General features: G+C 67.7%; 17 protein-coding genes, 1 tRNA gene and 1 pseudogene. 7 read left to right on the plus strand and 12 right to left on the minus strand.

Translation table 11 applies throughout. From position 1 onward, the window contains the following. Nucleotides 1–123: 123 nt before the first annotated feature. Complete coding sequence (gene grpE / locus OHT52_RS13445) at nucleotides 124–762, minus strand: nucleotide exchange factor GrpE (protein WP_328720386.1); 639 nt, start codon at nucleotides 760–762, stop codon at nucleotides 124–126. Then, entirely contained in the window at nucleotides 759–2,609 is a 1,851-nt protein-coding gene (gene dnaK, locus OHT52_RS13450; RefSeq protein ID WP_328720387.1) for a molecular chaperone DnaK, read from the minus strand. The genes grpE and dnaK overlap by 4 nt, the downstream gene beginning before the upstream one ends. A gap of 405 nt (nucleotides 2,610–3,014) precedes the next feature. Here dnaK and OHT52_RS13455 point away from each other — a divergent pair, with 405 nt between their 5' ends. From OHT52_RS13455 to OHT52_RS13465, 3 genes are all read left to right on the plus strand, one after another. Next, the gene (locus tag OHT52_RS13455; protein WP_328720388.1) at nucleotides 3,015–3,779 is read left to right on the plus strand and encodes a sugar transferase; all 765 of its coding nucleotides are present in this window, start codon (nucleotides 3,015–3,017) and stop codon (nucleotides 3,777–3,779) included. 82 nt (nucleotides 3,780–3,861) lie between these two features. Continuing rightward, nucleotides 3,862–6,123 (plus strand): (Fe-S)-binding protein, encoded by a 2,262-nt coding sequence (locus OHT52_RS13460; protein ID WP_328720389.1) that lies wholly within the window; start codon nucleotides 3,862–3,864, stop codon nucleotides 6,121–6,123. 210 nt (nucleotides 6,124–6,333) lie between these two features. Next, on the plus strand, nucleotides 6,334–7,320 hold the full coding sequence (locus tag OHT52_RS13465) for a Yip1 family protein (RefSeq protein ID WP_328720390.1): 987 nt from the start codon (nucleotides 6,334–6,336) through the stop codon (nucleotides 7,318–7,320). A gap of 57 nt (nucleotides 7,321–7,377) precedes the next feature. Here OHT52_RS13465 and OHT52_RS13470 read toward each other — a convergent pair. The 4 genes and pseudogenes from OHT52_RS13470 to OHT52_RS13485 all read right to left on the minus strand — a co-directional run. Then, nucleotides 7,378–7,653: pseudogene (locus OHT52_RS13470) on the minus strand (replication initiator); the annotation flags it as partial. 542 nt (nucleotides 7,654–8,195) lie between these two features. Continuing rightward, on the minus strand, nucleotides 8,196–8,711 hold the full coding sequence (locus OHT52_RS13475; protein WP_328723723.1) for a phosphoribosyltransferase: 516 nt from the start codon (nucleotides 8,709–8,711) through the stop codon (nucleotides 8,196–8,198). Nucleotides 8,712–8,754: 43 nt separating this feature from the next. After that, nucleotides 8,755–9,330, minus strand: a complete 576-nt coding sequence (dcd, locus tag OHT52_RS13480; protein ID WP_266706996.1) for a dCTP deaminase — start codon at nucleotides 9,328–9,330, stop codon at nucleotides 8,755–8,757. A 177-nt stretch (nucleotides 9,331–9,507) separates the two neighbouring features. Beyond that, a complete protein-coding gene (locus OHT52_RS13485; protein ID WP_328723999.1) occupies nucleotides 9,508–9,717 on the minus strand; it encodes a hypothetical protein in 210 nt (69 codons plus the stop codon). Between the two features lie 260 nt (nucleotides 9,718–9,977). Between OHT52_RS13485 and OHT52_RS13490 the strand changes: the two genes are divergently transcribed. After that, nucleotides 9,978–10,051 (plus strand) — tRNA-Gly (locus OHT52_RS13490). A 561-nt stretch (nucleotides 10,052–10,612) separates the two neighbouring features. On the opposite strand, the gene OHT52_RS13495 is transcribed toward OHT52_RS13490, so the two are convergent. From OHT52_RS13495 to OHT52_RS13520, 6 genes are all read right to left on the minus strand, one after another. Continuing rightward, entirely contained in the window at nucleotides 10,613–11,374 is a 762-nt protein-coding gene (locus OHT52_RS13495) for a hypothetical protein (protein WP_328720391.1), read from the minus strand. 3 nt (nucleotides 11,375–11,377) lie between these two features. Beyond that, nucleotides 11,378–13,453, minus strand: a complete 2,076-nt coding sequence (locus OHT52_RS13500) for a hypothetical protein (RefSeq protein WP_328720392.1) — start codon at nucleotides 13,451–13,453, stop codon at nucleotides 11,378–11,380. Nucleotides 13,454–13,587: 134 nt separating this feature from the next. After that, nucleotides 13,588–14,031 (minus strand): hypothetical protein, encoded by a 444-nt coding sequence (locus tag OHT52_RS13505; RefSeq protein ID WP_328720393.1) that lies wholly within the window; start codon nucleotides 14,029–14,031, stop codon nucleotides 13,588–13,590. A 528-nt stretch (nucleotides 14,032–14,559) separates the two neighbouring features. Continuing rightward, nucleotides 14,560–15,690 carry a tyrosine-type recombinase/integrase gene (locus tag OHT52_RS13510; RefSeq protein ID WP_328720394.1) on the minus strand — a complete coding sequence of 377 codons (1,131 nt, stop codon included), beginning with the start codon at nucleotides 15,688–15,690 and terminating at the stop codon, nucleotides 14,560–14,562. Beyond that, the gene (locus OHT52_RS13515) at nucleotides 15,690–15,908 is read right to left on the minus strand and encodes a helix-turn-helix domain-containing protein (protein ID WP_328720395.1); all 219 of its coding nucleotides are present in this window, start codon (nucleotides 15,906–15,908) and stop codon (nucleotides 15,690–15,692) included. The genes OHT52_RS13510 and OHT52_RS13515 overlap by 1 nt, the downstream gene beginning before the upstream one ends. A 189-nt stretch (nucleotides 15,909–16,097) precedes the next feature. Further along, the gene (locus tag OHT52_RS13520) at nucleotides 16,098–16,583 is read right to left on the minus strand and encodes a helix-turn-helix domain-containing protein (RefSeq protein ID WP_328720396.1); all 486 of its coding nucleotides are present in this window, start codon (nucleotides 16,581–16,583) and stop codon (nucleotides 16,098–16,100) included. Between the two features lie 307 nt (nucleotides 16,584–16,890). Here OHT52_RS13520 and OHT52_RS13525 point away from each other — a divergent pair, with 307 nt between their 5' ends. The 3 genes from OHT52_RS13525 to OHT52_RS31465 all read left to right on the plus strand — a co-directional run bounded on the left by OHT52_RS13525 (nucleotide 16,891) and on the right by OHT52_RS31465 (nucleotide 19,792). Further along, nucleotides 16,891–18,114: a DUF3631 domain-containing protein gene (locus tag OHT52_RS13525; RefSeq protein ID WP_328723724.1), complete on the plus strand. Its 1,224-nt coding sequence runs from the start codon at nucleotides 16,891–16,893 to the stop codon at nucleotides 18,112–18,114. A gap of 187 nt (nucleotides 18,115–18,301) precedes the next feature. After that, the gene (locus OHT52_RS13530) at nucleotides 18,302–19,105 is read left to right on the plus strand and encodes a DUF2637 domain-containing protein (protein WP_328720397.1); all 804 of its coding nucleotides are present in this window, start codon (nucleotides 18,302–18,304) and stop codon (nucleotides 19,103–19,105) included. 144 nt (nucleotides 19,106–19,249) lie between these two features. Then, the gene (locus tag OHT52_RS31465; protein WP_443046788.1) at nucleotides 19,250–19,792 is read left to right on the plus strand and encodes a MobC family plasmid mobilization relaxosome protein; all 543 of its coding nucleotides are present in this window, start codon (nucleotides 19,250–19,252) and stop codon (nucleotides 19,790–19,792) included.

Genomic DNA, 19,792 nt, shown 5'->3' on the forward strand with positions numbered 1-19,792 from the left:
TCCGGCTCACGGGGAGCACTGTCGCTCCCCGGGCCGCACCGGTCCCTGTGAAAGGCCCTGGCGGCCGGCCCTGGGGCCGGCCGCCCGGCCGGTCGGTGTGCGACCGAGTGGTCCGACGTGATGTCAGACCTCCTCAGGTCCACCGCTCTCCTCGTCGTCTGCCTGCTCTTCCTTGGCCGCCGCGGGCGTGGCGCCCGGCTGCGGCTCCGCGACGGCGACCCGCGCGGGGCGGATGGTGCGCTCGCCGAAGCGGTACCCCGGCTGCAGGATCGCCACGCAGGTCGTCTCCGTGACGTCCGGCGCGTAGCTGTGCATCAGGGCTTCGTGGATCGTCGGGTCGAAGGGCTCGCCCTCCTCGCCGAACTGCTGGAGACCCAGCTTGGTGACGATCGACTCCAGGGAGTCGGCCACCGACTTGAAGCCGCCGACGAGCTCGCCGTGCTCGCGGGCCCGGCCGACGTCGTCGAGGACGGGGAGGAGCTCGGTCAGGAGGTTCGCCGAGGCGATCTCCTTGACCGTGACCCGGTCCCGCTCGACGCGGCGACGGTAGTTCTGGTACTCGGCCTGCAGCCGCTGGAGGTCCGCGGTGCGCTCGGAGAGCGCCGTGCGCACCTGGTCCAGCTGTGCGGTCAGGCCTGCTGTCTGGTCAGCGTCCCCGGCCGGGGCCGCCTCCTCGGAGGCGGCCTTCGGCTCGGCGTCGTCGGAGGTGGCGCCGGAAGGGACGTCGGGCTTCTCTTCGAAGTCCGGGGTCTCCTCCGTCACACCGCACCGCCCTTGCTGTCCTTCTCGTCGTCCACGATCTCGGCGTCGACGACGTCGTCGTCGGCCGGACGGGCCTGCTCGGCACCGGGCTCACCGGCGGCCGCGCCATCGGCCTGGGTGTTGGCGTACATCGCCTGGCCCAGCTTCTGGGAGACGGCCGCGACCTTCTCGGTGGCCGTACGGATCTCGGCGGTGTCCTCGCCCTTGAGCTTCTCCTTCAGCTCGCCGAGCGCGGTCTCCACCTCCGTCTTGACGTCGCCGGGAACCTTGTCCTCGTTGTCCTTGAGGAACTTCTCCGTCTGGTAGACGAGCTGCTCGCCCTGGTTGCGCGACTCGGCGGCCTCACGACGACGGTGGTCCTCGTCGGCGTACTGCTCGGCCTCTTCACGCATCCGGTTGACCTCGTCCTTCGGCAGCGAGGAGCCACCGGTGACGGTCATCTTCTGCTCCTTGCCGGTGCCGAGGTCCTTGGCTCCGACGTGCATGATGCCGTTGGCGTCGATGTCGAAGGTGACCTCGATCTGCGGCACGCCGCGCGGGGCCGGCGGCAGGCCCGTCAGCTCGAACATCCCGAGCTTCTTGTTGTACGCCGCGATCTCGCGCTCGCCCTGGTAGACCTGGATCTGCACGGAGGGCTGGTTGTCCTCGGCGGTGGTGAAGATCTCGGACCGCTTGGTCGGGATCGTCGTGTTCCGCTCGATGAGCTTGGTCATGATGCCGCCCTTGGTCTCGATACCGAGGGACAGCGGGGTGACGTCGAGGAGCAGGACGTCCTTGACCTCACCCTTCAGGACACCGGCCTGGAGCGAGGCGCCGATGGCGACGACCTCGTCCGGGTTCACGCCCTTGTTGGCGTCCTGGCCACCGGTCAGCTCCTTGACGAGCTCGGCGACGGCCGGCATACGGGTCGAGCCACCGACGAGAACGACGTGGTCGATCTCGGAGAGCGCGATGCCCGCGTCCTTGATGACGTTGTGGAACGGGCTCTTGCACCGGTCCAGCAGGTCGGCGGTCAGCTGCTGGAACTGGGAGCGCGTGAGCTTCTCGTCCAGGTGCAGCGGGCCCTCGGCGGACGCCGTGATGTAGGGCAGGTTGATCGTGGTCTCGGTCGAGGACGAGAGCTCGATCTTCGCCTTCTCCGCGGCCTCGCGGAGACGCTGGAGAGCCATCTTGTCCTTGGACAGGTCCACGCCGTGGCCGTTGGCGAACTGCTTCACCAGGTGGTCGACGACGCGCTGGTCCCAGTCGTCACCACCGAGGTGGTTGTCACCGTTGGTGGCCTTCACCTCGACGACGCCGTCACCGATCTCCAGGAGCGACACGTCGAAGGTGCCGCCACCGAGGTCGAAGACGAGGATCGTCTGGTCGTCCTTGTCGAGGCCGTACGCCAGCGCGGCGGCGGTCGGCTCGTTGACGATGCGCAGGACGTTGAGGCCCGCGATCTCACCGGCCTCCTTCGTCGCCTGACGCTCGGAGTCGTTGAAGTACGCCGGGACGGTGATGACCGCGTCGGTCACCTTCTCGCCCAGGTACGCCTCGGCGTCGCGCTTCAGCTTCTGCAGGATGAAGGCGCTCATCTGCTGCGGGTTGAAGCTCTTGCCGTCGAGGTCGATCTTCCAGTCAGTGCCCATGTGGCGCTTGACGGAGCGGATGGTCCTGTCGACGTTGGTGACGGCCTGACGCTTGGCCACCTCGCCGACGAGCACCTCGCCGTTCTTCGCGAAGGCGACGACGGACGGCGTGGTCCTGGCGCCTTCGGCGTTGGTGATGACGGTGGGCTCGCCGCCTTCGAGAACGCTGACGACGGAGTTAGTCGTGCCCAGGTCGATGCCGACCGCACGTGCCATTTCGATTCCTCCTGAAGAACTACTTGAGCGGATCTGACTCAAGGATGCATGACACCCGCCGAAGAGTCAACGGACCTGAGTCATCTCGACTCAACTTAAGTGCCGATCCCAGGCGCCAGATGATGAACGCGCAGCTCAGAGCCGTGCGCGACCTTCCGGCCTGTCGGCCATGGATCGCCGCCCGCCTCACGCACCCCACCCGCCGCACGGCCCCTGCCCTCGGGCGGGGCTCCGGGAGGCTCCGGCGGGGCGCCCGGCGGACCACCGGTGAGACACGCGGGAAACGGCGCGCCACTCCCCCCGTCCCACCATCGCACCGTGGGATTGTTCTGTCACAAAATGCCGAGAGCCGGTCAAAACGTACCGGCCCGGATCCCACCGAACTCCGAAACCCGGGCGGGCGCGATGCGGAACGCGAGGCAGCGGCGCTACAGACAGAGCGGCGGCGCATGGTGGCAGTCGCTCCAGGCGGCCCGGCCGGTCCGGCCCCTGAACCCCTCCCCGCGCGGAAGGCCCGTACCGCCGCCCCACGGGGTACGGCCGCCGACGCGGCTCCCCGTACGGCCACCGGCACCGCCCCTGCCCCTCGACGGCGGGCCCAAACGGCTGCTGGACGTGGTCCTCGGCTCGGCCCTGCTGCTGCTGACGGCTCCCGCACTGCTGGCCGCCGCACTCGCCCTCGCCGTACGGCACGGCCCCGGCGCGGTGGTCGACCGGAGCACCCGGGCCGGCCTCGGCGGGCGCACCTTCGTCCTGCGGTCGCTGCGCACCCGGCGGCTCCGGCTCGACGTGCTCTCCCGGCTGGTGCACGTCGTCCGGGGGGAGCTGTCACTGGTCGGCCCGGCCCCGCTCGCGCCGGACGACCCCCGGCTCCTGGACGGCGGGCCGCGCCGCTGGCGGCTGGAGCTGCGCCCCGGGCTGACCGGGCTCGCGCAGGTGCGCGCCCGCTCCGGGATGCCCTGGGACGAGACGGCGCTGCTCGATCTGCACTACGCCCAGGCCCTGGCGCTGACCCGGACCCAATACCAGCGAATCGGGCTCGACCTGGCAATTCTGGCCGAATCCGTGCACACTCCTGTGCGCGCGACCCTCCGCGGAACGGCCCGGCGGGCCAAGGGCAGCCTGAGCGACACAGATCACCGGCTGCCCGGCTACAGCCCACTGGAATAAGTGGATAGGGTCAGCACAGACTGATTAAGTTACTGCTTAGTAGTGTCAAAATCCCACCCTCGCAGGCCCGAGGAGCCCTTACATGCAACTCGCCGCGATCATCGTGTCGCTGGTGCTGACCGTGGTCGGCGTTGCGCTCATTTCCCGAGCCGTCGCGCAGATCTACCGGTTCGTCCGCCTCGGACAGCCGGTCCCCGCGGGCAGCCGCACCGACGACCCCAAGAACCGCACGATCACCCTGGCCAAGGAGTTCGTCGGCCACACCCGGATGAACCGGTGGGGCATCGTCGGCGTCGCGCACTGGTTCGTCGCCGTCGGCTTCCTGACGCTGGGTCTGACCATCGTCACGGCCTACGGACAGCTGTTCAAGGCCGACTGGGTGCTCCCGGTCCTCGGCGGCTGGCTGCCGTACGAGGCGTACACGGAGTTCATCGCCCTCGCGACGACGGTGGGCATCCTCGTCCTCATCGCGATCCGCCAGCTGAACCTGCCGACCCGTCCGGGCCGCAAGTCCCGCTTCGCGGGCTCCAAGATGGGCCAGGCGTACTTCGTCGAGGCGGTCATCCTCGTCATCGGCCTCGCGATCATGACCCTGCGCGGCCTCGAAGGCGCGCTGCACCACGTGGACGGCTACGAGGCCGCGTACTTCGCCTCGTACCCCCTGGTCGCCGCCTTCAAGGGCCTGAGCCTGGGCACGCTGCAGAACCTCGTCTACCTCACCGCGATGATCAAGCTCGGCGTCACCATGGGCTGGGCCATCACCGTCGGGCTCAACACCAACATGGGTGTCGCCTGGCACCGCTTCCTCGCCTTCCCGAACATCTGGTTCAAGCGGAACGCGGACGGAGCCGTCGCGCTCGGCGAGCTCAAGCCGATGACCAGCGGCGGCAAGGAGATCGACTTCGAGGACCCGGGCGAGGACGACGTCTTCGGTGTCTCCCAGGTCGAGCAGTTCTCCTGGAAGGGCATCCTCGACTTCTCCACCTGCACCGAGTGCGGTCGCTGCCAGTCGCAGTGCCCCGCCTGGAACACCGGCAAGCCGCTCTCCCCGAAGCTCCTGATCATGTCCCTGCGCGACCACGCGCACGCCAAGGCGCCGTACCTGCTGGCCGGCGGCGGCAAGGACGCCGAGGGCAACGAGAAGGCGACCGAGGAGCAGCTCAAGGACGTCCCGGCCGCCGCTCTCGCCGAGGCCGAGCGCCCGCTGATCGGCACAGCGGAAGAGAACGGTGTCATCGACCCGGACGTGCTCTGGTCCTGCACGACCTGCGGCGCCTGCGTCGAGCAGTGCCCGGTCGACATCGAGCACATCGACCACATCGTCGACATGCGCCGCTACCAGGTGATGATCGAGTCCGCGTTCCCGTCCGAGGCGGGCACGATGCTCAAGAACCTGGAGAAGAAGGGCAACCCCTGGGGGCTCGCCAAGAAGCAGCGCGTCGAGTGGACCAAGGAGGTCGACTTCGAGGTCCCGATCGTCGGCAAGGACGTCGAGGACCTCACCGAGGTCGACTACCTCTACTGGGTCGGCTGCGCCGGCGCCCTGGAGGACCGGGCGAAGAAGACCACCAAGGCCTTCGCCGAGCTGCTCCACATCGCGGGCGTGAAGTTCGCGATCATGGGCGGCGACGAGAAGTGCACCGGAGACTCCGCCCGCCGCCTCGGCAACGAGCCGCTCTTCCAGCAGCTCGGCCAGGAGAACGTCGCGATGCTGAACATGGCGTTCGGCGAGGACGATGACGACGACTCGACCAAGAAGGCGAAGGCGACGAAGAAGATCGTCGCCACCTGCCCGCACTGCTTCAACACCATCGCCAACGAGTACCCGCAGCTCGGCGGCGAGTACGAGGTCATCCACCACACGCAGCTGCTCCAGCACCTGGTGGACGAGGGCAAGCTCGTGCCGGTGACCCCGGTCGAGGGCCTGATCACCTACCACGACCCCTGCTACCTGGGCCGTCACAACAAGGTCTACACACCGCCGCGCGAGATCATCAAGAGCGTTCCGGGCCTGCGGAACGAGGAGATGCACCGCCACAAGGAGCGCGGCTTCTGCTGCGGCGCCGGCGGCGCGCGGATGTGGATGGAGGAGCGGATCGGCAAGCGCATCAACAACGAGCGTGTCGACGAGGCCCTCTCCCTCAACCCGGACATCGTCTCGACGGCCTGCCCGTTCTGCCTCGTCATGCTGACCGACTCGGTCAACGGCAAGAAGAACGACGGCAAGGCCAAGGAGTCGATCCAGGTCGTGGACGTCTCGCAGCTCCTGCTGGAGTCCGTGAAGAAGCCCGTCGAGCCGGAGCCCGAGCCCCAGCCGGAGCCCGAGCCGGAACCGGCCGCGTAACGCACCACCACCCGCACAGCGAGAAGCGGTCGGACCTGCCTCGGGGGCAGGACCGGCCGCTTCTCGCGTACCTCACGCACCAGCACCCGGAATTCACCCGTACGGGGTCGGCCCGTATACCCGTACGGGATGTCACAGCTCAGCCGCAAAGCCGTCCCGGTCCCCCCGCTCCCGCACCCGTTGCCCCGGGGACCAGGTACGTTCGATCACGTGGCTGGATTCAGGATCGGACGCGGCCGGGACAACCGCACCCCGCAACAACCGCAGCAAGCGCGGCAACCGCAGCAGCGGCAGTCGTACGGAGGGCAGGCACCACAGCCCCCGTACGGCGCTCAGCAGTGGCCGCAGGCGGGCGGCACGCCCGCCCCGCCGCAGTACGGCACGCCCCGCGCGGACCCGTACGGCAACGGCGGCGGCTACACCAGCGCGCCCCGCGGCAACGAGGGACGCGGACCGCGGCAGCCGGGCGGACAGCAGCAGCAGCAGCCGGGCGGACACGGCGAGCCGGAGTACTTCGGCGACCCGTACCAGGAGGCGCCGCGCCACGACCCGTACGCGAACAACCCGGGGCACACGCAGGCGTTCAGCGTCGGCGACGACCCGTACACCGCCGGCGGCACCTACCAGGCGGGCGACGCCCCATCCCAGCCGGCCGGACCGCGCCTGGGATGGAAGGACCTGCTGTCGGGCATCGTGCTGCGGCCCGGCGCGACGTTCTGGCAGATGCGGGACTACCCCGTCTGGGGCCCCGCCCTGATCGTCACCTTCGTCTACGGGCTGCTGGCGCTGTTCGGCTTCGACCAGGCCCGCGAAGAGGCCATCAACGCCACCATCTCCACGGCCGTCCCGTACGTCCTCTTCACCGGACTCGGTTTCGTCGTCGGTGGCCTGGTCCTCGGCGCGGTGACCCACACCCTGGCCCGCCAGCTCGGCGGCGACGGAGCATGGCAGCCCACCGTGGGTCTCTCCATGCTGATCATGTCGATCACCGACGCCCCCCGGCTGCTCTTCGCCCTCTTCCTGGGCGGCGAGAACTCGTTCGTCCAGATCGTCGGCTGGATCACCCTGCTGGCCGCCGGAGCGCTCTTCACCTCCATGGTGAGCAAGTCCCACGACCTGCCGTGGCCCAAGGCCCTGGGCGCCTCGGCGATCCAGCTGATCGGCCTGCTCTCCATCCTCAAGCTCGGCACGATCTGAGCGGCGTCACGCGTACGACGAAGGGCCCGGACGGTGGAAACGGTCCGGGCCCTTCGTCACGCGTGGCGGCTCCTCAGGAGTCGAAAACCTGGCGAGTTCCCCGATGCGCCGGTCCACGATGCCGGTCGTCTCGGCCGCTTTGGTGGCGTACTTCGCCACGTACGCGGCGACCGCCTGTTCGGTGAGGTCGTCGTTCGCGTTGTCCGCGCCGATCGGCCGCACGTCCACCTGAGTCCCCCAACGGAGGGTCCGGGCCGGTTGGTCGCCCGAGGGCGGGACGGGGACGCTGGAAGCCGTCCGGACGATCGGCGAGGGCCAGATAGGGCCAGCTGGGACGTGCGGGCTATAGTCTGGGCTATAGACCTGCAAACTAGGTACTCGCTAACTGCCATCCAATCGGCCGAGTCTGCGCAGGTCACACGGGCTGGCTCCAAGCAAAGAGCCCAACCTCGGTGGTCTAGACCGAGGCCGGGCTCATCGCGTGGAGTCGTTAAGCGGGTCCGGCCGACTATCTAACGGCCGGGCCCGCTTTGCTGCCCTGGCACATCGTCCGGCCCACCACCTAGCGTTTGGCGCCTCTATCGCGCCAGCTGTTCCACACAGCCTGCGAGTGCCGCGATCGCGGAGAGCGCTGCAATCACGATCTCGGCCCTTATCAGGCTTCGCTTCGGACCACGCGGTTGCTCTTCTTGATCATCCGGCTTTCGCAGATCTGCCATGTCGACTTCCGATCCGGTGGTGCTAACCCCCTGGTTAGCGGGGTCTTCGGCTCTGTGGTCCGAAGCTCAGGATGGACCGGAAGTGGACGGCAGAAGCATATCAGTCGGCACCGACAACCAGGTCAACTCGGAGCCGGCACCGACCACGTAACACCCCTAGAGGGCCTCCCGGTTCAGCTTGGGCCCCTCGCCCAACCTATGTACTGGAGGCAAGACACTCCACGGGAAGTTGATCCAGCGGTCGGTCCTCTTCCACACGTACTCGCACCTCACGAGCGACTGCGGCTTCTCGAAGATCACCGCGCTGCGCACCTCGGCGACGTGGTCCAGGCAGAAGTCGCGGACCAGCTTCAGCGTCTTGCCGGTGTCGGCGACGTCGTCGGCGATCAGCACCTTCTTGCGCGTGAAATCCACGACGTTCGGGACCGGCGCCAGCATGACCGGCATCTCCAGGGTGGTGCCCACGCCGGTGTAGAACTCCACGTTCACCAGGTGGATGTTCTTGCAGTCCAGCGCGTACGCCAGGCCACCGGCCACGAACACGCCGCCCCGCGCGATGCTCAGCACCACGTCGGGCTCGAACCCGTCGTCGGCGACCGCCTGGGCGAGCTCGCGCACGGCGAGCCCGAACCCCTCGTAGGTCAGGTTCTCCCGGTCCTCCGCGGCTGCCATGCCCGTCATCTCGGCGTCCTCCGTGTCAGACCTGCCGGACCCGTCAGACCTGGGTCCGGTGGAAGTTCAGGTACGAACGCGAAGCCGTCGGGCCCCGCTGCCCCTGGTAACGGGAGCCGTACCGCTCCGAACCGTAGGGGAACTCCGACGGCGAGGTCAGCCGGAACATGCACAACTGCCCGATCTTCATCCCCGGCCACAGCTTTATCGGCAGCGTCGCCAGATTCGACAGCTCCAGCGTCACGTGCCCCGAGAACCCGGGGTCGATGAACCCGGCGGTGGAGTGCGTCACCAGCCCGAGCCGCCCGAGCGAGCTCTTCCCCTCCAGCCGCGAGGCCAGGTCGTCCGGCAGCGTGATGACCTCGTACGTCGACGCGAGCACGAACTCACCGGGGTGCAGGATGAACGGCTCGTCCCCCTCCGGCTCGACCGTACGGGTCAGGTCGGGCTGCTCGACCGCGGGGTCGATGTGGGGGTAGCGGTGGTTCTCGAACACCCGGAAGTAGCGGTCCAGCCGCACATCGATGCTCGAAGGCTGAACCATCGACGGGTCGAACGGGTCGATACGGACCCGACCGCTGTCGATCTCGTTCCGGAGGTCTTTGTCAGAGAGAAGCACGATCCGAGGATACGCAGAACGCGCGAGCCCGCCCCAACCGGACCACACCCGCGCGCCTGCCCCACCACCGACGACACCCCCCGCCGCCCCGGTTCCCCTCCCGGACGCCCCGGGGACCGGCTCACCGGCTACGGCTCTTACCGGCTGCCGCGCCAGGTACCGGTACCGCCTTGCCGGCTACCGCTTCGCCGGCGCCACCGGAACCGAGCTGCGCAGCCGCGCGCACCGCGGGCACCGGATCAGCCGCCCGGGCCCGATCCGGTCCGACCCGAGCTGCTGCATCGGGAACGTCGACGTGGCGAACACGTGCCCCTCCGCGCAACGGACGACCGTGCGCTCCCCCGCCTCCACAGCCTTGAGCGACTCCACTGCCTTCAACGACTCCATCAAGTCCCTTCCCAACCAGCCGGCCTCGAACGAGAAAGCCACACATTAGGGGATGAACAGGACCCACTCCACACGCCGCTCCGCTCCAACCTACGCCCCAACTCCCGCCCACCGCACACCCGTCAACCCCACGCCCCCGCCCCACCCACCCACACCCCGACAAGCCCCCCGAAACGCCGAAAGGACCCGCGACGGATTCGCCGGGGTCCAGCCATGAGGTACAGTGTGCGAGCATGCACAGCCGATCATCGGCGAGCATTGCGGGTGTAGTTTAATGGTAGAACATGAGCTTCCCAAGCTCAGAGCGCGAGTTCGATTCTCGTCACCCGCTCCACGAAGAAGGCCCAGGTCAATGACCGGGGCCTTTCTTGTTGTCTAGACCAGTTGAGGGGTGGCGTGCCCTCCGCGTGCCCCAACCTCCAGAACGCCCGCTGCTGCATCACGCCCACATGCCGCTGTGTCACCCGTAGACGCCCTCCGCGTGACGCGCACCACAAGCACGGCAAGTATCTGACTTCGTCATCCGAAAGGCAGGCGGCAACCCACCTCAACCTGGAGGTGTGTTGCCGCCAAGGCACAGATACGGCCTGACGGGTCGCGCCCCAGCGGTCGGCTGCAAGGACCCGCCGGCCGCTGGCTTACGACTCAGTCAGGCCCATGCCTTTGACACGCACCAGGCCAAGGTGGAGGGGGAAGGTGTCCGGCCCTCTGATACCCACCCTCTTCTGGGTACCGAAGGACGCGGATTTGCCTCCACGCGATATCGAAGGAGATGGTGTCGCTGCTAACTCGGGAGCGTCTCCAGGCGAGGAAGCTGGTCCGGGGCGAAAGCGTCCAGCGCCAGAATTCGCCGGCTACCACCGGACCTCCGAAGTGCCGCGGAGGACTGCAGTGTTCACCTGGCGCCTCCGGGTGGCGCCAGTTTCCCGGTGATGGCCTCTGCGATCTCCTCAACCTTTGCTGCGTGGGCGGGCCGTTCGGCCTTACGCATTCCAGCACCTAACAGACCGTAGACCATCCGCTTCTGTGCCGGCTCGGGGAAGGAGGCCAGAAACTCCCGAACCGCCTCTACGAGCGCGTACTCGACGCCGTGGCGCCCTGGCGGACGGTAGGAAGCGAACAGCTCGGCCAGTGCCTTGGCTTCGGTCGCGCGCTTCGGCCAGTCAGTTACGTCGGTCGCGACCCATCGCGCCATGACCCCGGCGGGATCGGAGAGCTCCTCTGCGAGGTCCTCGGCTTCCTGTCGCCGGATAGCAGTGGCCTTTGATTGCTCGCGTTGGGCAACCAACAGCGCCTCTACGGCAGCCTGGTCTCCTGTGAGTAACGACACGTGCACGCGAGCGCCGTACCGGACCTCAGGGTCGACCAGCGTATGACTGCGAGCCATTTCCCGTGCCAGCAGGTCCTGAACGGAGTGGAGGTCGGCCGCGGGCAGCCGCCGAAGAACATCTGCCGCCTCGTGCCGCAACGCAATGCGGACCGCACGGGCCGTCCCTCCCGCATCCATCAAGGGCGCGGCCACGCTCTGGACCTGCACATGGAAGACCACCTGAAAGGCGATACCCGCGTGCGCGCTCTCCAGCCGAGCCTCGAAGCTCTCTATTAAAGCCTGGAGCTCCTCACGAGGATCAGGAGGATCCTGCTTTCTCCAGCCCACGACCTACGGCTCCCTGCTGTCCTCGGTTGCCAACCACGGGTCAGCCTGCGAAATATGCCTGAGTTCACCACGCAACTCGATGACTGCGGCGTCATAGGCGACTCCCGGCTCACCGATCAGCAGAGCGGAGACTGGCGCGGCCGTCAGATACCTGGAGATGACCCGCCCGAGGATCCCCGTGACATGCTCACGAGGCACAGTGCCGTCCGCTCTCGCATGTGCCCACCGGTCAATCAGCGCCCGACACTCCTGATCGACGGCTCGGTTCTCCAGCGCGGTGCTCCAGCCAGTGACCAGTGCGTCCGCAACAACCGGGTCAGCCGCGGCCGAGGCAAGGGTGACCTGCAGAGCGTACGGGTCCGTCTGCGGGTTGATGACGGCCAGGAATGCCCGACTCCCGGCGGTGTTGCCTCGCTTGGCAGCCCAAGCGTTCACCATGCGCCAGACGGTCGGCAACTGCTCCTCCGTGGCCGCCATGGCGCGCAGCGCCGCGTCCGCCTCCATGACAGCGGTGTCCCGTTCTGTCCTCCCCAGGACGTGCTGGATACGCACCAGCGCCTGCCGGGGGTAATGCCGCGCAAAGTCGGTCTGACAAACCAGGGCCACCACCCGCGCCAAAGGTTCCTCACCGTCCTGCGCCCATTCGAGGAGCTTCGTCCGAACGGAAGGACCCAGCCGGTCAGCTTGTGCCGTCCGGCTCAGGACGCTGGCGATCAATCGCAAGTGCCGGTCGTCGTTGCTAACCCCAATCCAGCTCTTGATGGTCTCCACCACGCGAATGTCATTCTCGGCGATGGCCAGCTCGACCAGCAGATCGCTGATCTTCTCCAGGCGTTTCGTGCCGCGTGCCCGGTCCGTCACCAGCAGGTCCAGCCAGCTCAGAAGATGTGTGTGGATGTCGGGACGCTGCCGCCACAGGTGCAGAAGCACTGCCCTGGCATACCCCGGCCGGTGGTCAAAGGACGCTTGCCGGCCCGACACCTTTGCCTTGACCGATTTGAGTCTGTCGCTGAGGTCCGGCCCGGTGAGGATCTCACGCACACCGTCCCGCCCATGATCCCCTAGCAGCGCCTGGGCGCCCTCCTGCATCGTGAGGGCGTCTTCGCCACTGAGGAATACCGCGGCAATGAGCAGCGCCCTGTCTTCGGGCATCTGTGTCGTGGCCGCAAACACCGCGCTGACATCGGTGGACCACTCCTGGAATCTGCTCGCCGCCGTCTTGACGCTCGCCGGTGAGCCGTCTGAAGTCGCCAGAAGGGCAGCCAACCGGGCTCCGTCCGCCGGTGTGGACTCAGCGTTAAGCAACTGGGCTGCGGGGGTTGCCTCGGGGTTGGCGCGATCGACTGTGACTTGGTTGGCCCGGCCAGGCAGGTCGTACACGTATTCCAGGTGAGTGCGGGCCACCAACTGGGCCGACGGCCTGTTCTTCACGCGGATAAGGGCCGCGGTATGCGTGGCTACCTGAGGCCAGACCCTCTCATCAGCGATCACGACCAAGCATGATCCGATTTTCGCCAGCCTCTCCGCGTGGACGGCTAATGCGCCGGCCACCCGGTCCGGGTTCACCCAACCAGCCATCTCGTCTTCGACGTCCAGCAGGTACCCGGTATGAGCTGCGTCGGGGAGTACGGAGCAGTCTGGTTCTGCGGGGTCCTCCCAGTCGGGTTCAATCTCCTTCAGCTCCATCGACCCCTCCCTGGCCTGCCGCGAGAGTGCGGTCCGCCATAGGGCCCGGATACCGGCAGCCCTCTTGCCGTGTTCCGGAGGGCCTGCGATCACCGCCAACGCGCTACCCGGCACGGATAGAATCTTGATCGCTTCGTCCGCAGCCGTAACCGGCAGATCGTCCGCGTCCTTCGACACCCACCCCTGGCTAGCCGCCTTCAGCTCGAACTCGGACAGGTCGGTGACGGTGAGCGGTTGTTTGCCCGTCGAAAGGAACACCGAACCAAGAGCCGCCACAACGAACGCGTTGTGGTTGCCGGAGACGTTCAGCCTAGATTGCAATGCTTCCGGGTATTCCTCCGGCGCATCCGGGCCCTCGTCCTTCGCGTCGGTCGTGGACGTCGGCCCGGACATGTCCGCGCCGTGCGGATGGGCGGAGTCCTCTCCCGACGCGCTCTCGAGATCAGCTGGCTGAGTTGAATCCGCAGGCCGATGCCCGGCGCGCTGAGGCCGTACCCAGTCTGGGATTCCGTCATCAAAGGCACCCGTCACTTGGACTCCTCCGCTCGATAGGTGAAGGTGCCACCGAAGATCGAACTGCCGGTCATGATGACCTGGCTGTGGGTGTTGTTCTCCGCGACCATTCGCGGCCCCGAGCTTGCCTCACCGCTGGCGCGCTCCCGCTCATGCACAAGCGCCATGAGGTCGACCGCCATCTCGGGGTACTTCACGAGGAAGCCCTTCAACTGAATGAACAGCTCCCGGCAGATCTCCTCGCGCACTCGCTCGCGATCAGCTTCAGGCGTCTCCAACAGTCGCCCCTGGTGGAGATCCAGCACGCGAAGTTCGTCTGCGGCCGTCGCCTCATTGCCTCCTCGGAAGAAAGACACCAACGCGCCGCGCACGCCCTGCCAGCTCGACCTGGCCATCTCGGCCGCCAACACCCCCGCGCCACTCGTCGCCACCTCGATGACGTTGAACGCTTCCGTCATGCCCGCACCCCCACCTGATCCAACCGATTTGGAGAGATCAGGGTGCAGGGTGGAACTACAACGAACAATCGAATTGATGTTCTTGGCCTGTAACAGACGGAAAAACGACCCACCTTCCGACCCGATCAAACCATCACTTTCGAAGATAGATCGGCGAATGACCTGGAAGGAAGGGGTCGGGAAGTTATTTTCGAATCACTTTTGGCCGCCAGACGCCGTTGATAGATGGCTCGAAGGCTTCGAAATGTAAGCGAACTGTATTTCGAATAGCCTAATCCATCACGAGAGCACACGTGCCAGTAGTTATCCCTCCATGGCGTGTAACCCGGGACTGGCATGCGGGTTCGACGCCTGTCCCAACTTCTGTCGCAAACGCAGCCTTTCCACCTCTCCTCTTGCGGCCGGAGCGACAGATGATGCAATCGGTGGCGGAGCAGAGGCCGCTCGGTCCCGGAACAGCGCCAATGCCTCAGGGTGGGGCACCGGGCCCCACCCTGAGGGGGCATGACGCTCCCTAAGTTGTCTGTGCTACGTGGCTGCCGCCTTCTCACGGGCGGCGCGGACGCGCGCGTCGATGCCGCCAGCAACCTCCCGCTGCCGCTCCCCGTCGGAGTGCTGGTAGATCAGCGCTGCCTTCTCCGAGGACTGCCCGGCGCGGACCATCGTGTCCTTGAGCGTGGCGCCCGACTGGGTGGACAGCGTGTGGCCGGTGTGGCGGAGGTCGTAAAAGCGGAAGCCCTCCTCCAGGCCGACCAGGGCGCGGGCCCTGCGCCACTTGCGGCCGAAGGTGGACCGGCGGAAAGGAGCGCCTTTCTCCCCGACAAAGAGGAGTCCGTCGGGTTCCTTGTGGGCGTACCAGTCGAGGTGGCGCTTCACCTCAATGTGCAGGAAGGCTGGAAGGAAGACGGTTCGCCTTCCGGCGGCCGACTTCGTGTCGCCTTCGACGCGGCGGCCGGTGGTCAGTTCGGGAGCAGCGTCACGGATCTTCACCGCGAGCGGTTCGAGGGTGACGTCGGACCGCCGAAGGGCGGCCTGCTCCTCCGGTCGCATCGGCCCGTAGGCACCGAAGTAGACCATCAGCCGCCACCTCGGCCCCATGGCGTCGGCGAGCGCGTCGACCTGTTCGACGGTGGCCGTAGGCCGTTCTCGGGCCCGCTCGCTGCCGGCGCCCCTGATCCGGCACGGATTGCGGCGGATCAGCTCGTCGTCGGCCGCCGTCTCCATGATGGCCTTGAGGAGGCGGTAGGACTTGGCGACGGTTGTCGCACCGGTCGCCTCCAGCCGCTCGGCCCGCCAGGTGCGCACGCGTGGCGGCGTGATGGCATCCAGGTTCACCGTGGCGAACTCGGGCAGCAGGTGCAGCCGCAGGAGCCTTCGGTACAACTCCTCCGTGGTGGCGGAGAGTCCACGCTCCTTGACCCACTTCATCGCGTACGTCTCGAAGTCGACCGCTCCGGCATCGGGGTCCACCCAGTGCTTACGCTCGATGTCCGCCTGCGTGAGCGTGAGCCAGGTCTGGGCGTCGGTACGCGACTCGAAGGTCTCCGGCGCGGTGCGTCGACTCCCGTCCGGAGCCCAGTACCGCGCCTGCCAGCGCCCCGAGGGAAGTTGACGGACGGTGCCGAATTCACGTCGCCGCTGCGGCTTGCGGGCCGCCATCAGACAGCCTTCCCGAAGCGGGAGCGCGCGTTGCTGATGGTCGGAACGGTGCGTTCCTCGATGTACGCGGCGAGGGCGCTCTCGGGTATCCGTACGGGCTTGCCGAGTTTGACGTAGCGGATGCGGCGTTCCTGAATGAGGCGCCGGATGAAGCGCACGCCGGTGCCGAGGCGGTCGGCGGCCTGCTCCACGGTCAGAAGGGCGTCGGTGGTGGTCACCTCCCCCTGCGGTCGCGGGCGCTGAACGGGGGCGTGCGGTATCGCCGAAGGGCGCAAGTGAGTGCTCCGGTTCCGGCCGGCGGATGGGGCGGCAACCCCGCGCCTGGCCTCGTGTCGTTCAGGGATGGGATGGGCGGTACAGCCGCAGTGGGGGTTTGCGTTCCTACTGCGACAGGTGGAGCGGGCCATCTAAGCGTCGGAGGTGGGCCCGTACTCCTCGTTGGCTTTCGCCATCTCGACGGCGATGGCGTTGGAGACCATCACGTCGGCTTCGTTGCGGATGTCCGGGTGCGTGGCCAGGTAGGCATCGAGTTGGTCCCGGGCCTTCCGGGCCTCGTGGTTGGCACGGTGGGAGGCTCTGTAGGCCGCGACGACGTTGTCGATCAGCTCCATGGCCCGACCCATGGTCGCCAGACTGGGCGGCCCGACGAAGTTGGTGAGCGGGACGCCGAAGACTTCGGCGAACCCGATGGCCTCGTCGAGGTTGATGCGACGCTTGCGGTTCTCGATGCGCCAGACCGCGGACGGGTTCATGTCGAAGCCGGCCTCGTTCAAGCGTTCCGACAGTGTGGTCGTGCTCCAGCCGCGCTTCTCGCGTTCGAGCTTGACCCGCACGGCGGCGTTGTCCTCGCTGCTGAGGAGAACCCCCTCGGAGGGTTCCTCGTCATCCGCCATCGCCCCTCCTCCCGTTCGCTGCGTGCGCCGCCGGTTGTGCGGCATGGAACAAGATTAACATCCGTTCTGCCGATCGCATAGCTCTATGCGATCGGCATAGTCCGTGGTACCGTGAAGCACCTCAGCGAACCGCACCGATCCGTTGAGGCATGCCTTCAACCAGCCCCAACGCACAAAAAGCCCCCCGGTGAACCAACACCGAGGGGCTCAAAGCGCAAACCTCATGCCGCCCATCCCTGAACGACTGACCTGCGAGGCCGGGATTGCCGTCCCATTGGCCCGCAAGCAGAGGAGCTTCATGTCCAGTATGGACGATCCCGCCTCGGGCACGCCATCCCTTCCGACCAACTCTGCCGTGTGGCCGCCAGTAGCCGTGCCCGGCCGCCCCGCCACGCTCGCGCCGCCCGAAGCCGAGCCCGATCCTGCTCCGGCGTCCGAGGGCGAGGGGGTGCTGGTGGACCTTCGGGAGCAGATTCGCCGCTACGTCGTTCTTCCGAGCGAGGAAGCCTTCACGGCCGTGGCGCTGTGGGTCGCGGCGACGCATCTCCAGACCGCGTGGCAGCACGCTCCGCGCCTGGCTGTCGTGGGTCCGGCCAAGCGATGCGGCAAGTCGAGGCTGCTGGACGTGATCACCGAGAGCGTCCACAATCCGCTGATCACGGTGAACGCCTCGGCAGCCGCAGTGTTCCGGTCGATCACCGACACCCCGCCCACCCTGCTGGTCGACGAGGCCGACACGCTCTTCGGGTCCGCGAAGGTCGCGGAGAAGAATGAGGAGATGCGCGGCCTGCTCAACGCGGGGCACCAGCGCAACCGCCCCACCCTCCGGGTCTCCGGGCCCAATCATGAGGTCGCGAAGTTCCCGACCTTCGCCATGGCGGCCCTCGCGGGCATCGGCGACCTGCCCGACACGATCATGGACCGGTCGATCGTCATCCGGATGCGCCGCCGCAGGCCGGGCGAGAAGGTGGCGGAGTTCCGTACCTTCCGCGACACCCCGCCCCTCCACGAAGTACGCGACCGACTCGCCGCCTGGCTGGCCCCGCTCCACGCGGACGCGATGGAGCTGACACCGGCCATGCCGGTCGAGGACCGCGCCGCCGACACCTGGCAGCCGCTCGTCTCCGTCGCCGACCTCGCGGGCGGCCGGTGGCCTCAGCTCGTCCGTACCGCATGCCAGATCATGGCGAAGCAGGAAGCCGAGCAGGACCAGGACCGCAGCAGCCTGAGCATCCGCCTCCTGGCCGACGTCCGCCGCGCCTTCGCCACCGAAGGCAACCCTCCGGCACTCCGTACCGGCCGTCTCCTCGATGTCCTCAACAGCGACGACGAGACACCCTGGCCGGAGTACACGGCCAACGGCCTGACCCCACGGGGTTTGCAGCTCCTTCTCAAGGAGTACGGCATCAGTTCGGCCACCCGCCGCTTCCACGGCAACGTCCAGGCAAAGGGCTTCGCCCGCCAGCAGTTCGCCGACTCCTGGGCGCGGTACTGCCCCGAGCCCGCGCCGGAAGCCACGGCCGGCGCCTGACCCGGCACGACCCGTCGCGACTCGTCCCCGGGCAGGTCAGCGCGGTGACGAGTCGCGGGCCGACGACCAGTCGACTCGACATCATCGCCCGACCCGTACCAGACCTGAACAGGCACGGGACGAGTTGCGACGGGTCTCCCACCCCCAGAGAGCCACCTCAGCCACACCTTGTACCTGGAGCACCACCTTGTCCTCCCCCACCGCTTCGGCAGCCTCGTCCGCGGCCCCGCCGCCGCTGGCCGCCGCGATCCGCACGGGCGTGGCACTGCTCGCCGTGGCAGCCTTCGCGCTCTCCTACGACGCCCTGCGCCAGATGGCCGCCGCGAGCCACATTCACCGCGCGCTCACCTACGCCTTCCCCCTCGTGATCGACGGGTTCATCGCCATCGGAATCGGCGCCCTGCTCGTCCTGCGGACAGCACCTCTGTCCGCCCGCCTGTACGTCTCCGCGCTGGTCGGTGTCGCCACCGCCACGAGCATCTGGGCCAACGTCCTGCACGCCGTCCGCCTCAACCAGCAGGACCGCACCGCCACGCTCGCCCTCGACGACGTCACCGTCGGGGTCATGTCCGCCATCGCTCCACTCGCCTTGGCCGGAGCCGTTCACTTCTACCTCCTCGTGGCCCGTCGTCCCGCCACCCCCGACCGCCACAACCCCGGCAACCGCCACAACTCCGCCGAGCACCAAGCTCCCAGCAACCCGGCACAGGCACCGACTGCCGAGGACACGCCGAAACCGGTCGCGGAGAAGGCAACAGAGGCCGCCACACCGCGCCCCGGGAAGCCACAAAACAACGGATCGAGCATCTCCCTGGAACAGGCCCTCGCAATCGGCCGCGCCGCTCCCCTCGGACGAGCCGACCGCGTCTCGCGCCGCAACGTTGAAAGGGAGATCCGGGACCGGAACTTCAGCATCTCCCGGAGCCGCCTCGACCAGGTCAAGGACCTCCTCCAGACCGAACGCGACGAGGCCACACCCAAGACCGGCTGAGCCCCGTCACTGCCCGCAACCACCAGCCCGGCCCGCCTCTCCCCTGCCCGCCTCGGGACAGGCGGGCCCCCTCACCAGCCCCAGCAGGAGCCACGCATGCACATCCACGACCTCGACCACGAACCTTCGACATCTCAGCAGCAGATGCAGTCCACCCCGGCCACAGGCGCAGCAAGTTGTCGGGTAAGGAGTCCTTACCCGGCCTCCGCCCCAGGGGAGGCGGAGGCATCCGTCGCCGCGAAGGCGCCGGAGGCTGCCGGCCCGGGGGAGCCGACTCGGGAGGTGGCCGCACAGTCTCCGACACCCCGCCGCCGCCTTCGCGAACCCACGCAGCGCGAGAAGCGGACCCACCCCCGCTACAGCGATGACGAGTTCGCTCTCCTCGTGTCAGCCGCCCGCCTCAGCCGTATGGCAGTCGGCGGCTATGTCGCCGAGAGCTCACTCGCCGCTGCCCGCTCCGACGACCCGACCACCGCGGTCGCCGACTACCGCGCCATGGTCAAGGCGCTGATGGCAGCCAACGGGCAGCTTGCCAAGATCGGCAACAACCTCAACCAGCTCACCCGCCACCTCAACCAGGACGCCTCATGGCCCGACGCGGAAATGGTGTGGCGGCTGTTGCGCCACATCGAGGCGTCCATAGCCGACGTGGACATGGCGGTCGCCCAGGTGACCAACGGACGGTGA

The sequence above is a fragment of the Streptomyces sp. NBC_00247 genome (assembly GCF_036188265.1).
Lineage (GTDB): Bacteria > Actinomycetota > Actinomycetes > Streptomycetales > Streptomycetaceae > Streptomyces.

Excerpts from the sequence above, each read along its gene's own strand:
- dnaK (WP_328720387.1), bottom strand. The coding sequence starts at position 2,609 with ATGGCACGTGCGGTCGGCATCGACCTGGGCACGACTAACTCCGTCGTC.
- OHT52_RS13455 (WP_328720388.1), top strand. The coding sequence starts at position 3,015 with ATGCGGAACGCGAGGCAGCGGCGCTACAGACAGAGCGGCGGCGCATGG.
- OHT52_RS13460 (WP_328720389.1), top strand. The coding sequence starts at position 3,862 with ATGCAACTCGCCGCGATCATCGTGTCGCTGGTGCTGACCGTGGTCGGC.
- OHT52_RS13475 (WP_328723723.1), bottom strand. The coding sequence starts at position 8,711 with ATGGCAGCCGCGGAGGACCGGGAGAACCTGACCTACGAGGGGTTCGGG.
- OHT52_RS13485 (WP_328723999.1), bottom strand. The coding sequence starts at position 9,717 with ATGGAGTCGTTGAAGGCAGTGGAGTCGCTCAAGGCTGTGGAGGCGGGG.
- OHT52_RS13500 (WP_328720392.1), bottom strand. The coding sequence starts at position 13,453 with ATGTCCGGGCCGACGTCCACGACCGACGCGAAGGACGAGGGCCCGGAT.
- OHT52_RS13505 (WP_328720393.1), bottom strand. The coding sequence starts at position 14,031 with ATGACGGAAGCGTTCAACGTCATCGAGGTGGCGACGAGTGGCGCGGGG.
- OHT52_RS13510 (WP_328720394.1), bottom strand. The coding sequence starts at position 15,690 with ATGGCGGCCCGCAAGCCGCAGCGGCGACGTGAATTCGGCACCGTCCGT.
- OHT52_RS13520 (WP_328720396.1), bottom strand. The coding sequence starts at position 16,583 with ATGGCGGATGACGAGGAACCCTCCGAGGGGGTTCTCCTCAGCAGCGAG.
- OHT52_RS13525 (WP_328723724.1), top strand. The coding sequence starts at position 16,891 with ATGGACGATCCCGCCTCGGGCACGCCATCCCTTCCGACCAACTCTGCC.
- OHT52_RS31465 (WP_443046788.1), top strand. The coding sequence starts at position 19,250 with ATGCAGTCCACCCCGGCCACAGGCGCAGCAAGTTGTCGGGTAAGGAGT.